The 14,508-nt window shown below is 43.8% G+C and carries 10 protein-coding genes; 1 reads left to right on the forward strand and 9 read right to left on the reverse strand.

Features of this window, described 5'->3' with window-relative positions; genetic code table 11:
* Positions 1-6: 6 nt before the first annotated feature.
* The gene (locus tag DW862_RS02320) at positions 7-1,800 is read right to left on the reverse strand and encodes a chloride channel protein (RefSeq protein ID WP_004313072.1); all 1,794 of its coding nucleotides are present in this window, start codon (positions 1,798-1,800) and stop codon (positions 7-9) included.
* On the reverse strand, positions 1,801-2,364 hold the full coding sequence (locus DW862_RS02325) for an L-threonylcarbamoyladenylate synthase (protein WP_004313073.1): 564 nt from the start codon (positions 2,362-2,364) through the stop codon (positions 1,801-1,803). It abuts the gene before it with no gap.
* Between the two features lie 314 nt (positions 2,365-2,678).
* On the opposite strand from DW862_RS02325, the gene DW862_RS02330 reads away from it, so the two are divergent.
* On the forward strand, positions 2,679-3,110 hold the full coding sequence (locus DW862_RS02330) for a thioesterase family protein (RefSeq protein WP_004313074.1): 432 nt from the start codon (positions 2,679-2,681) through the stop codon (positions 3,108-3,110).
* A 662-nt stretch (positions 3,111-3,772) separates the two neighbouring features.
* Here the strand turns inward: DW862_RS02330 and DW862_RS02340 are convergent.
* The 7 genes from DW862_RS02340 to DW862_RS02370 form a co-directional block, all read right to left on the reverse strand.
* Complete coding sequence (locus tag DW862_RS02340) at positions 3,773-5,176, reverse strand: alkaline phosphatase (protein WP_009038999.1); 1,404 nt, start codon at positions 5,174-5,176, stop codon at positions 3,773-3,775.
* 57 nt (positions 5,177-5,233) lie between these two features.
* Positions 5,234-6,088 (reverse strand): phosphodiester glycosidase family protein, encoded by an 855-nt coding sequence (locus DW862_RS02345; RefSeq protein WP_004314609.1) that lies wholly within the window; start codon positions 6,086-6,088, stop codon positions 5,234-5,236.
* Positions 6,089-6,137: 49 nt separating this feature from the next.
* Entirely contained in the window at positions 6,138-7,565 is a 1,428-nt protein-coding gene (locus DW862_RS02350) for a BACON domain-containing protein (RefSeq protein ID WP_004314610.1), read from the reverse strand.
* A 28-nt stretch (positions 7,566-7,593) separates the two neighbouring features.
* Positions 7,594-8,526 (reverse strand): phosphodiester glycosidase family protein, encoded by a 933-nt coding sequence (locus tag DW862_RS02355; protein ID WP_229097046.1) that lies wholly within the window; start codon positions 8,524-8,526, stop codon positions 7,594-7,596.
* Between the two features lie 37 nt (positions 8,527-8,563).
* On the reverse strand, positions 8,564-9,832 hold the full coding sequence (locus DW862_RS02360; protein ID WP_004314613.1) for a RagB/SusD family nutrient uptake outer membrane protein: 1,269 nt from the start codon (positions 9,830-9,832) through the stop codon (positions 8,564-8,566).
* A 15-nt stretch (positions 9,833-9,847) separates the two neighbouring features.
* Positions 9,848-13,060, reverse strand: a complete 3,213-nt coding sequence (locus DW862_RS02365; protein WP_004314614.1) for a TonB-dependent receptor — start codon at positions 13,058-13,060, stop codon at positions 9,848-9,850.
* 334 nt (positions 13,061-13,394) lie between these two features.
* Positions 13,395-14,330 (reverse strand): FecR family protein, encoded by a 936-nt coding sequence (locus DW862_RS02370; RefSeq protein WP_004314615.1) that lies wholly within the window; start codon positions 14,328-14,330, stop codon positions 13,395-13,397.
* Between the last annotated feature and the right edge of the window lie 178 nt (positions 14,331-14,508).

A 14,508-nucleotide genomic window follows, 5' to 3' on the forward strand; every position in this document is an offset into this window, starting at 1 on the left:
CACGGATTAGTCTTCAGAAAAATGTACCAGCACTTGCCGATACGAATTAAATATCTTTGATTTAGAGACAAATCCCTGATAGCGGCCTTCCTCATCTACGACCGGAAGATTCCAGGCTTTCGTATCGTCAAATGTTTGCATAACCTGCTCCATTCCATCCGTATCGAAGATTTTGGCAGGAGCAGATATCATCAATTTATTAACAGTGAAACGATGATAAAGTTCTTGTCGGAACATGATGTTGCGAATATCGTCGAGCAATACAATTCCCAACAATTCACCCGTTTTCTTATCTGTCACCGGAAAGACATTTCTATGGGAAGCTGCAATTGCTTTCACCAGTTCGCCCAAGTCCATTTCCGGGTGTACGACAACGAAATCTTTCTCCACCACGTTTTCCATTTTCATCAGCGTCAACACAGCTTTATCCTTGTGATGTGTCAGCAATTGTCCCTTCTTAGCCAAACGCATCGAATAGATACTATGAGGTTCGAAAGCAATAATTGTCAGATATGAACTTACAGATACAATCATCAACGGAAGAAATAAATCATATCCACCTGTCAGCTCGGCTATCAGGAACACCCCTGTCAATGGAGCATGCATGACACCACTCATTACTCCCGCCATTCCCATCAATGCGAAATTCTTCTCCGGCAAATAAGCGGAGAAAGCAAAGTCATTGCTAAAATGAGAGAAAACAAAACCGGCAATACATCCCAGATAAAGCGAAGGAGCAAAGATACCACCACAACCACCTCCACCGTTTGTTGCACTGGAAGCAAATACTTTCAATAAGATAATCAGCATCAGATAAACCAGCAACAAATTACCATAGCCATAAAACATAGAGTTGTTCATGACCGTATCCCACTCTTCGGCAGACGTTCCATTCAACAAAAGATTAATCGTATCATATCCTTCACCATAAAGAGGTGGGAAAAGGAAAATCAATACACTCAACATCACACCACCAAAAGCCAGTTTCTTGTAAGGGTTATTGAGTTTGCCAAATACACCTTCTACCGAATTCATGGCACGTGTGAAGTACAACGAAATCAGCCCACAAAAAATTCCCAGCAAGATAACGAAAGGAATACGTTCCAGTTCAAATGCCTGATCGAGGTGGAACTTAAACATAGCCTCCGTACCAGTGACTATGTACGAAACAGTTGCTGCTGTCACGGCAGAAATCAGCAGGGGAAGCAAAGAAGACATGGTTAAGTCAATCATCAGCACTTCCAAGGTAAATACCAGTCCCGCAATCGGAGCTTTAAAAATACCGGCAATGGCACCTGCCGCACCACAACCTACGAGCAGCATCAACGTGCGATGCTCCATCTTAAACACGCTCCCGAGATTGGAACCGATTGCCGAACCTGTCAGTACAATTGGTGCCTCTGCTCCGACTGATCCACCAAATCCGATGGTTATGGCACTGGCGATAGTAGACGACCAGATATTGTGTCGCTTGATACGTCCCTGCCTACGGGAGATGGCATATAGAATTTTGGTGACCCCATGACTGATATCATCCTTTACAATATTACGCACAAACCAACCTGCAAGGAAAATACCGACTACCGGATATACCAAATACAAATAGTTAGCTTCTGTTGCATTGAAATTATTAGTCAGGAAATTCTGTATCTGATGGATAAAAAATTTCAATATTAACGCAGCAAACGCAGTGAAGATTCCGACCAGAAAACTTAATATCAGGATAAATTGCTTCTCCTTTATGTTCGCTTCCCGCCATTTGATACAACGCTGCAATAAACTAAGTTTTTCTCCTTTCATTTATTCGCGAATTATCTTTATCACTCCACCTTTTTCCAACTTAATAATACTTGAGGGTTTCGGCTTATTCATATCATCCTGACGAAAGCCAACGATATAATCTACCGCCGATTTGATTTCATCACTAATTTCACTAAAATTAGCAGCACCCGGCTGCCCGCTGACATTAGCCGAAGTAGAAACAATTGCTTTACGGAACTGCTGACAGAGTCTTCTGGAAAAATCTTCATTCGTCACACGAATCCCTACACTGCCATCTTCGGCCAGCAGATTAGGTGCTAAATTTCGTGCTCCGGAATAAATAATCGTCAACGGCTTGTCGGCAACTTCAATCAAATCCCATGCTACATCAGGTACATCCTGTACATAAAAATCCACTTTAACCGGAGAATCCACCAACACCAACATAGCTTTGCTATCAGCACGTTTCTTAATCTCATACACCCGGCGTACAGCCTCCTCATTAGTCGCGTCACAGCCTATACCCCATACGGTATCAGTGGGATAAAGGATCACTCCTCCTTCATTCATCACCTGACAGGCTTTTTTAATATCTTCTATCATTTCTTGATTAATTTCCGTTAAGAACAAGACGCAAAAATAACACATTTATTCCATTTAGTGAAATCTATCCTGACGTTTTTAAATCACCCTTTAAAATCAACTATTGGCAGACAACAATTTAACTATTACATTATTACAAGCGTGTTTCCCTAACAGAACAAACATCCCAAAACTTCGTTTTAAACGATTATTAACGAAAATCTTCCTTATCTCCGAAAGCAGAATCATTAGAAATCTCTATCTTTGCCTCAATTTCAAGCAAGAAAGCAAAAGTGCCATTTTTGTGTCGAATTTAAAACGTTTAAGAGAAAACAATGGAAGAAATCGTATTTCATCACACATTACCTATCCAATTGCGATTCAATGATGTAGACAAATTTGGTCACGTCAACAACACAGTTTACTTCTCCTTTTACGACTTAGGAAAGACTGAATACTTCGCTTCAGTATGCCCCGGAGTAGATTGGGAAAAGATCGGGATTGTCGTTGTCCACATCGAAGCGGATTTCGTCAAACAGATATTCGCATCCGATCATATCGCCGTACAGACTGCTGTTTCTAAGATAGGCACCAAAAGCTTTCACCTGATCCAGCGGGTTATCGACACAGAAACGAATGAAGTAAAATGTATCTGCAAGTCTGTTATGGTTACTTTCGATCTTGAAAGACATGAATCCATGCCACTGACAGAAGAATGGATAGAGGCGATCTGCAAATATGAAGAACGGGACTTGCAAAAAGCATAGATAGTTTTTTTTTGAAAAAGCCCCCTCACGAATGAGAAACAAAACAAGCAAAACCAATTCTCCGGAAAAAGTTTTATTCTGATTCATGTCCGCTATATAACAGAAATTGCCTATTTTTGTACCTTAATTAATAAGGCATAAAATATCTAGTACAGAAAATGATAGCTGACAAAAGTATAAATTTAGATACCCTTTATAATAAAAGTTCATCTTTTATCTTTCACGCTTTTCACAGTCTCATAAACTGTAGAATAACAGATGTTTGCTGTGATTTCACAACCCCATTTTAAACTCCTCACATCCTTCACACTGTTCACACTTTTAAGAAAAGAAGCTCTAGTTCAAACAAAAACTCAGGTGTTTTCTTATGTGGAAGAACGTAAGAAGAATATGACCGGATACCGGATTGAAACAGCCGACATCGTATCAGTCGACTAAAGTCGGCTATATAGCCGACTCCAGTTGACTAAGCAGCCGACTTCAGTCAGCTAAGTGGCCGACTCCAGTTGTCGATTAATAAATCAACGTCAAAATCGCCATATAGAGCCGACATTATGTAGTATCCAGCCATATATTTATGTTCAGTATTGGCTTAGTTCATTTTCATACGGGATTCCTCTAACTCAAATACTGACTCACATTCTTGATTGATAAACCTCTCCCTATTTGATAAGGAATAATTTCCGCAAAACATTAGCCATATCCGTATTGTCTCTCCTGCCCGAATAAAGAACAGCCTGCTTGCCTATCGCATACAATGGCACGGGTGCTCCCGTATGCGTTTTAGTTGTCCATCCCAATGACGCCTTCTTATCCAACAAGGCAATAGCAGCCACCGCTAAAGGTTCATCTTTCGCGTAAAGGCTGACCACATCTTTCGACTTCTTCTTCAAGAAAGACTCTTCGTAGCAAACCAATAATTCAAGTTCTTCACGCGGAGTAATCTTAATTTGTTCCCAAAAGCCCAGGTTCTTTTTCAGAAACGCTTTCATGTCTTCCCACGAAGGAATCATCTTTCCGCTTTTCATTTCACGCATAGCAGCAGTCAAGGCTTCTTGTGAACACTTCTGATATTGAAGCAAGTCGATATTCAGGTTCATATCGGAGTTGCCCAGTCCAAGACCGCCCGTTTCGTGGTCGGCAGTCACTAATATCAATGTCTCGTTCGGATGCTTTTTGTAGAAATCATAAGCCAAGCGGATACATTGGTCGAAGTCAATGGTTTCTTTCACAACAGCGCCACCGTCGTGGGCATGGGCCGCCCAATCTATTTTTCCGCCTTCTACCATCATAAAGAAACCCTTCTTCGCGGTTTCCTGAAAATTAGCAAGGCAGGCTTTTGTCAAGTCAGGCAAACTCAAGTCTTTGGCGGAACGGTCCATCGCATATTTCAGGCTTTTGCTCACTGTATCGGTTGGGAAGAGGAGAATTTTATCCTTTGCAGCAGCACGGTTATAAGCGTCCATTCCACGAAACATCGTATAGCCTTTCTGATTGAACAGGTCATAAAGGCAAGGCGCCGAAAGGTTACGCTTGCTGCGAGGTTCGAGCAATCCCGCCCCACCGAAGAAATCGAAACCGGAATTGGCGGCATCCACTCCTATTTCGTAATACATAGAACGGTCGGGTTGTGAAGCATAAAATCCACCGGGGGTAGCGTGGTCGATAGAAGCAGAAGTGATTATTCCTATTTTATAACCTTTATCTTTCAGTTGGCGTGCCAGGGATTTTAACCCGTGATTCTTTTCCGCATCCATTCCGATTACATAGTTCGTCGTTTTTTCTCCGGTAGCCAAAGCGGTAGCTGCGGCGGATGAACACGTAATCAAGTGAGAAGCCGAGCGCGTGCATACTTGAGTCATCACAGGGAAAGTGGGGAATAACAGTGAACATTCGCCCGTATCTGTTCCTACTTTCTCCGCATAAATTTGGGTTGCTTCCACATGGTTGAATCCCATGCCGTCACCGATAAACAAGAAGATATATTTGGGGACTTGCGCTCCGTTTACAACGACACTGCACAATAATAATAGCCCCAACAGGGAGCATCTTAAAAGTTTCTTCATTTCATTTTCCATTTTATTCGCAACTTCAAGTCGTGCGATAGCTGATAAACAATAAGGTTATTCATAAACATAAATGATGTTGGGCACTCCGCGTTCTCCGGCATGGTCGAAACGTTTATTATCACAAGGATAATTGACGACACCATTCTCCGGTGCCCCCGACAGCCATAATGTTGTGGAACCGCCACCGTCCAGGTTCAACGCATCCTTACCGCCTAATATCCGAAGCAAGTGTGCCAGTTCGGGGATATTCACCCCTTCGGCACGCCCCGGAAAACGTCCGTTCACCGTGACAAGCAGTATTTTTCCATCCTTCGTCATGCAAACAGCACTACGGGGATGCTTATTCTGGACAAAGTCCTTTCCACACAAGCTCCAGTCGCATACCCGACCGTCTTTTAATAATAACGGTCCGGATGCCAATATTGTACCCACCTTTCGCTTATATTTTTTTTCTATCTGTCTGTTCCAGGGAATCAGCTTCATCTTTCCTTTCCGTTCGTAAACGGCTCCCGTGACACGTAGTTTAAACTCGTTTATCGTTGTCGTATCAATCACTTGCCTGTCTGTTTTCAGGAAACAGACAGAATTCCCATGCTTCATATCAAAATAAGAACCATTGATTGCCGCAAGCGCATGATGTTCGGAAGCTATCCGGCTTGTCTTTTTCATACCGTCCGATATGGCAATACCCGCTTTCATCCCTTTGCCGGGGTCAATCTCTATCAGGTTGATAACTTGGGGGCACTGATAAAGCTGAGGTATAGACGCACTCTTGTGGATAATTCCCTTTTGAGCATGTATTATCTCCCATTGTGCAGAAACGATTGCCAAAGAATCTGATGCGGTCTGCCCTTTCAATGTTCCGACGGAACAGAGAGCTAAGACAAGGATAACGAAGTATTTTCTCATTGTAAACAGACAGATAAATGTGTTAAGTTAATAAATTAATTAAGTTATCTTATTCAGTAAGACTATTCCCTTGCAATATCCACGCAGCTTTCCGGGTTGCATATTGCGACCATGCCTTGATATCCGCAGGTATCTGTCCACTCAACTGATTATCATTCACTCTGAATATACCACTCGAACCACTCTTCTCGATTACCGTTCCATATCCGTAAGGGATACTTCCACTGAATCCGTTGGTATAAATCATAAACTCTTTCAGGCTCTTCCAAGTGGTCGGTTTATTGTTTCCGTCTAACGGAATAACCGGAAGCGGCCCGCTCAAATTATTACAATATGCCTTTATTGTCACCATACCGGGGATATTTATCAACATATCCAGATTACCAGTAAACGTGTTGTTAAATCCGGCCGGAGTGGAAGTTGGATGATTTGAGATGTTAAAGCTAGTCAATAATTCACATTCTCCCAAAGATTCCGGCAAGTTTCCGCTTGCAGCAGATTCTATTATCCATAAAGTGGTCAATTGGGACAGTTGTCCTATTTCCTCGGGAATACCTGCTAACTTCTGATGTTTGAACTTTATGCTTCTCAGTTCCGACAAGTTGCATAAGGGGATAATATCTCCTTCGATATTATTCGGGGACTGAATATCAATCTCAACCACCCTCTTATTCTCAAACTTCAATCCGAACCAGTTTGTCGGGTTAGTTTCCAGTGGAGCGTCAAAGTTCCATTTCTTCGTCCAGTTATCTCCGTTCGCACTTTCGTAGAACATTCTCAGGTAATCGATGTCTCCCAAAGGTTTCTTATCCTGCGTTATTGTCAGTACGTCGGTAATCCCATTCGAACCTTTCAGGTACAATGAGGCGGTACGTCCCTCGTCTATATCCGTATAAGGGTCAATCGCCAATTTCAGTTCCGATTCATTGATGACGCCCGGAGTAATTGCCGCCCCGTCGGTAACGTGTATCCAGTCGCATCCTTCGGATAGTTCGTATGTGTAAGTAACCATTGTCGAAAAAGGTATCACCTCTTCCGCACTGCCTTCCGCACCTACTTTCACCGCACGTTTTTTTAAAGCGATGCCCACTCCTTCCTGTACCACTTTCAGCTTTGTTTCGGCACCTTCGATAATCCAGCCTGCAATTTCCGCTTCGCGGGGAGCTACATTCGCATTCTTGGATACCGATATTCTGAAACTTCCCGTACCCATCCCGTTCGATGAAAGCAAGTCAATCCAAGTGGCGGAAGTCTTCACACGCCAAGGCAGATTGGATTCGATATCCACCGTATATTCCTTTTCTTCCAACGGAAGATTCAGCGTTCCGTCCGCAAACTTCAAATCCGGTTCGGGCATTGTGCGTCCCGTATCATCCGTAAAGTCCTGACAGCTTGCCATACCCAGCAGCAAGGACAGACAACAGATGATTCCCCATAGACCTTGCCAGCAACTATACATTCTATTATTTCGTATCATAATGATTCAACTATTAAGATTCAAACTATTAATTATCGGTCACCACCAACAGTCCGTTGGCAACTGCTCTTTCGACACCGCCATTATCATAAGGCCAATTGCGGATAGCAAAACGGTTCTCTTCAAATCCCGCCTTCGAGCGGATAATGAACGTAGACGAACCACCGCCATCCAGATTGATAGCATCCTTCGCTCCCAACGCTTTCATGACAGCTCCCATTTCAGCATACCTCATGCCATTGGAGTACCAAAAGTTACGTCCGTCGGCAACCAAAATATAAACGACATTATTGTCCGTCACGCCGATAGCCGTCCGGGGTTCCAGTGCTGTCGATGTCTGAGGAAGCACATTCCCGTTCGTCATCAAACGCACGCGACCGCCCACCGCTTCCTGAATCTCATCCTTATAAGTATCATATTCGTCATACGAGCCAATCACCGCCTTCTTACCCTTCGTGACGGCAAAGAAAGTACATACATTATCGGTCATCGTATTCTTCAAGCATACCCCGTTCCGGTAGTAAATGCCTTGCGGTGTTCCGTCCGTAGCAAAGAAATCACCATTCACGGCAGCCAGAACACGGCTGCCCTGTTTGTCGTGTGCCAATGCCTGCAACGTCATTTGTTGTTTCGTCTTGAGCTTGCCTTCGTCTTTGGGAGACGAAGCCTTCATCGTCAGATGCGTGTCTTTCAAATCGACTTCCAGGACAAACATCTTTACCGCCATACCTGTGGCAGAAAGGATTTCCATCTCCAAAGCCTTTACACCCGGAGCCAACGTGTAAGTAGTGTCCGAGAAATATTGTCCGACGTATCCGTCACTTCCGACAATTATCTTCTGTCCCAACTCCGTTTTCGCGCCCTCGGTGGAATAGACGGTCAGGTCTTCATCATTATTGCATCCCGTCCATAGCAGACACCCTAAAAGAAGAAGAGCGGAATCATATATCAGTTTTTTCATCATTTTGTCTCTTTAATAAGTATAAATACAATCATTATCAATATCCGGGATTCGGCTCCAGGTTCGGATTCGAAATCATTTCCTTGCCCGGTATAGGCAATACCAACTGGTAATCTTTCAGTCCAAGCATTGTCTTTGCCTTATTCGTACGTATGAGGTCATAATATCTGAAACCTTCGGCGAGCAGTTCCTTCCGGCGTTCGTCCAGGATATATTCTATAAATTCGTCTTCATCCTTCGGATTTACGGCATCCAGCCCGCGTTCTTTCCGCAAGTCGTTCAGCCGTCCCAGACCTTTGGAGAGTCCTTGCGCTTCCGCACTTATCAGGTACATTTCAGCCAGACGGCTCATCACTACCGGGTCGGTACCGGTTTGTCCGCTCGGATATTTATTGATACAAGGTTCGGCACCTACATTGATAATGGAAACTTCTTTCCGTTTATCCTTGTCGTCATACATATTCATCACGTCGTTCGTGGGACGATACACATAGCTGCCGTGATTGGGATGAGCATATGTATAGAATAAGGTGGAAATGGTGATATTCGATTCTTCCGCCAGACATTGGAAGGAAAAGATAACTTCCGTGTTGGTCTTTCCACGGAATATCTTGTCGAAGCTATCCAGTTTGTATTTTCCATCCTTTATCAGACCTTCCGCCAGTGCAGCCGCTTCCGTCTTTTTGCCACGTTCGAGCATCACACGGGCTTTCAGTGCAAGGGCGGCATCGCGGGATACATAGTAACAACTGGAAGAAGTCCCCAAGAAAGCAAGGGCTGTTTCGAGTTCTTCCTCAATAAATGCCCACACTGCTTCTTCCGAATCACGGAAAGGCTTGTCCATCGTATTCACTCTTTGGATAGGCACACCACCCCAGCGTGTCACCAGTGAATGATAGATATATGCCCTGAAATAATGCGCTTCTCCGATAATCAGATTCCGCAGGTCGGATTCGGGAAGGTCTTCTACAATGGAGATAACATTATTTACTTGATATAAAGCATTGTAATAGCCGTTCCAACTGTTGGCTACGATCGAATTCAGTGAGGAAAGTACAGAGTTTATCAAGTCCCTTGCATTCCCTGTACTTTGAGTCAAGTCTCCGCCCAATATATCGAATGTAATATATGACTCACGCGCCGGAGAGTTCTGTACCTTATTGTACATTCCCATGCGTAAAGCCGATAAGTCTTTGGGCGTCACACTTCCCGGCGATACGGCGGAGTGGGATTCGATATCAAGCATGCCACTGCATGAAGCCAGCAACAGGCATCCCAGAAATATAGTAATAATCTTTTTCATCATTGTGAGCGTTTATGATTAGAAACTAAGGTTTATTCCGAAATTGACCGAACGGGAAGGCGGCACTCCATACAAATCGACGCCAAAGTACTGCGGGTCCATGTTCTTACTCACTTCAGGGTCCCAGCCGGAGTATTTGGAGAACAGCAACAGGTTGTCCCCTTGCACATAGAGACGCAGACCTTTCAAACAAATCTTTTGTAACATTACTTGCGGGAATGTATAACTGAATGTAAGAGAACGCAAGCGAATGAAAGAGCCGTCTTCAAGGAAACGGGTGGAGTTCTTGCTGTTATGCCCACACAGCGTATTGACCGCACGCGGATATTTATCAGAACTTCCCGGAGCCGTCCAACGATTCTTGGCGACATCTTCCGTAATGGCCATGCGGTATCCGGGACGGGTAGCGGTCACCGCCCATTCGGCATACACATCATTTCCGTACATATACGTAAAGAACACATCCAGTTGGAAACCTTTGTATTTGAAAGTATTGTTCCATCCACCGAAGAAATCGGGATTGGAAGAACCGGTCAGTACACGGTCGTTATCATTGATAATGCCATTATTATCCGCGTCATGATATTTCACGTCACCGGCACGTACACCCAGGTCGTACAATGGTTGCGGCACTTCACCGTCATATTGGTAGAGCCCGTCCATCTGGAACAGGTAGAAAGCTCCCAGTTCCTCACCTACTTTCAAGGCGCGGTTAGAACCTATCGGAAGCAAGTCGTCTCCCAGCAGTTTAGTCAATTTGTTTTTGTTGTGGGAGATGTTGAAAGAGGAAGTCCAGTTGACTTTCCCTATATTCAAATGGCCGTTGATGGAGAATTCCACACCGTAGTTCCGCATGGAACCGATGTTGCTGGTGATACTGGTGAAACCACTTGTTCCATGCAAGGGCATTGAATAAAGCAGGTTGTTCGTATTCTTCAGATAAATATCGGCTATCATATTCAGTTTGCCGTTCCAAAAGCCCAGGTCGAAGCCGAAGTCATACTGGTCGGCAGTTTCCCATGTCAGTTTGTTGTTTCCCATGCTGGTGACAGCCATACCGCTATTATTGCCGTAGTTAATGCCGCCGGACATTAACGGTTGCCAGGCATAATTGCCGATTCCATCCTGATTTCCGGTCTTACCATAACTCAGGCGGAACTTCAAGTCTGTCTGAGGGAATTTCCAGAAAGATTCTTTCGAAACATTCCAACCTAAAGAGACAGAGGGGAAATATCCGTAGCGGTCGGAAGGGGCAAAACGGGATGAACCGTCCGAACGCATAGTCACATTCAGAATGTAACGGTCTAAATAAGACAGGTTGATACGTCCGAAGTAGGACTCCATGGCAAACTCGGAGATGCCGCCCGAAGCATTATAAATTTCGGAAGCCGTGCCGACCGTATCGAATACCGGAGACGGAAAACCGCGTCCGTCGATAGAAGATGTACGGGTGGACATCTTCTGGAAAGAATGTCCTAGCATCAAACCCGCTTCAAAATCACCGAACTTATCATTATAGTTGAATACATTCTCTATCAATAAGTTCTTCACCAGGCGGTTGTACTCCACAATACGTCCGCCGCCTGCTCCATAAGGATGATTCTCATTGTAGTACACATAGTCATACGTATATCCGATGTCGGTGCTGACAGAGTTTTTCAGACTGAACTTCTTGTATTTTAAGTCTGCATTGAACGTTCCTAAATAACGGTAGGTATCAATATAGGATACTTCTTCATTCAGAATCTGAAGTGGATTATGACGTGCCAACTCGTCGGTTCCACCTAAATAATAGTCACCGTTCGGTTTGTACGGACGGTCGAAAGGACGTTGTTCAACGGCACGGGCTACGATGGTAGAACCGATATTGGCTCCCGGAACACGGTTGTTTTTCAGATAATTACCGCTGACATTGGCGCCGACTTCCAACCAGGAAGTCATTTCGTGGCTAATCTTGGCTTTCAGATTGATTTTGGTTATGTCATTGGTCTTGATTATACCTTCCTGATAATTGTAGTTGGCTCCCACATAGAATTTTGTTTTCTTGCTTCCGCCGGAGAAGGAGAGGTCTACATTGTAAGAATGTCCCACTTGAGTAATCAAATCCAGCCAATCCGTATCGGGTAATCCCTGGAATGGGTTGGAGATAGGCACTACATACCCTGCAGAACCTACGGTATAGCCATTCTGACGGTTATAACGTTCGACTCCGTCGTTATAAGTTTCCACATACAAGTCAGAATCCGCATATTTAATGCGTCCTTTATTGGCGAATTTGGAGATTCCCGTACTGACATTCAAACGAATATCCGAACGGCCTTCCTTACCGGATTTGGTTGTAATCACCACCACGCCATTCGTTGCCCGCGAACCGTAGATAGCTGCCGAAGCGGCATCTTTCAATACTTCAATAGATTCGATGTCCGTCAGATTCAATACTGCCATCGAGCTCAAATCTTCCCCCATATTGAATAAGGAAGCGTTACTGTTAAGGATGGGAATTCCGTCCACCACGTACAGAGGTTCGTTACTGGCACTCAAAGAAGCCGCACCGCGGATACTCATTCGTTCGGAACTTCCCAAATTGCCGGAGCCGGTCGATACCGTAACCCCCGCCACTCGTCCTTGTAGTAATTCGCTCGGAGTCAACACCGGACGCATATTCGATTCGCTGGGCTTAAAAGAACTGATTGCATTAGTCACCAACGCCTTACGTTGTGTGCCGTATCCTACAACCACCACTTCATTAAGTGCTTTTGAATCTTCGCCCAAGGTCACATTGATAGTCTGCTGTGCTTTCACCGGATATTCCATACTCTTATATCCGAGGAATGAAAAGACCAAGGTTGCATTATCGGGAACTTCAAGGCTATACTTGCCATTTATATCAGTGATTGTACCGATGGTAGTGCCCTTAACCGACACATTGCATCCTACGATGGCTTCGCCCGAATATTCCTTCACCAGACCGGTTATTCTTTTCTTGTGTTGCACAGGACTTAGCGCTTCAGCTTGTTTTTTCGTAAGGATGATGTGTTTCCCTTCCATTGTATAGGAGAACTCCGTACCCTTCAGTGCATCCAGCAGCAGACTTGCCACTGTCCCATTCTGAGTGAAAATAGATACTTTCCGTTTCAGACTAACCTCACGTTCATTGTAAATAAACAAATAGTCTGTTTGCTTTTCAATCTGCCTGATGATTTCAGCCAATGTTGCGGTTCCTTTATTCATCGAAACTTTCTGATTTTGCGAATAGCCGTTCAGGGCATATGTCTCAAGAATAATGAATAACAGGAAAAAGACAGTTAACCTCATAATTCTTAAAATTTGAGTACAGTGTGTTTTTCTATGGACAATACGCCCACACCAAAGATTATTTTTCATATCTTTGCCTAGAGTTATTAAGTTAATACATAAAGATTTGTAACAGATGTCGAGTCTTTTTTATTGACTTCTCACATATCGGTAAGTGTTGCAGCATTTACCGATATTTCTGTTTTGAAAGGGCTGGTTCTCTTGCTCTCATTCCGGGTGTTTCTTTTTTAGATTAAATACTAGGGTTGATTTAATAGATAATTATCTGATTTTTCTCATCGTCCTGTATATAGTTGAATTTGACGTACTTCTGCAATACCTTCATCACGTGCTCGATTCCTTCTTTCTGACGGAACTTACCGGTACACGGGCGGGAAGCGATTTCCTCGTTCTTATTAATAATCTTCACTTCATAATATTGCTCCAATTTCCTGAAGACAGTTTCCAGCGGTTCATCCTTGAAAGAATAGATACCCATTCTCCACAAGAAATCATTGTCCGATGAGAAAGTCTCCTTATAGAGTTTGCCATCTTTAACTTCTACCTTTTCATGAGGTTTCAAGGTCATTTCATGTTGTGTATCGGGCTGATACACGGTAACTTTACCTTCAATCAAAGATGTCTCGAATAAACCGGAGTTTGGGTAGGCAGAGACATTGAAGGTGGTTCCCAATACTCTGATATCGTATTTCTCCGTTTCTACAATGAAAGGATGCTTCTCGTTATGTGCCACTTCGAAATATCCCTCTCCTTCCAGAATCACTTTCCTCTCTTTGGAATGAAATCCGGTTGCCGGATATTTCAAGGTAGAGTTGGAGTTCAGCCAAACAATTGTTCCGTCAGCCAAGACCAGACTAGCCCTTTGTCCTGCCGGGACGGTCATAATTTGCATTTCGGCAGAATGTTCTATCCGGTATTCCTGATATTCCTTATGGATAATAAAAGCAACCATGGCAACGACCGCCGCTATCTTTATAGACGCCCAAAGGTAACGCATCACAGGTTTCTTGTTCTCTGTTTTTTCTGCCTGTAAGTTTCCATTCCATATAGTGGCATTGTAAACACGGTGCAACTGCATCAACTGTTCCCGATTTTCTTCGCTCTCCTTCATCCAGCGTATCACTTCCTTTTTTTCTTCGGGAAGTGCGTCACCTGCAATATATTTATTCAATAGTTTCGCGTCCATACCTTTTCTTAGGTTTATATATAAACTCTTTGTGGGCTTACATATATAAGACACGCCACTTGCAAAGTTCACTAGTGGAAAAAATAAAAAAAGTGCGTTATTAACCGTTTATTTGTTCCCCGGTACCGGAAGGTGTGTTCCTCGGTGCCGAAGGAGTGCTTCACCGGTGGATAACTTT

The sequence above is a fragment of the Bacteroides sp. AM37-9 genome, from assembly GCF_003603455.1.
GTDB lineage: Bacteria > Bacteroidota > Bacteroidia > Bacteroidales > Bacteroidaceae > Bacteroides > Bacteroides xylanisolvens.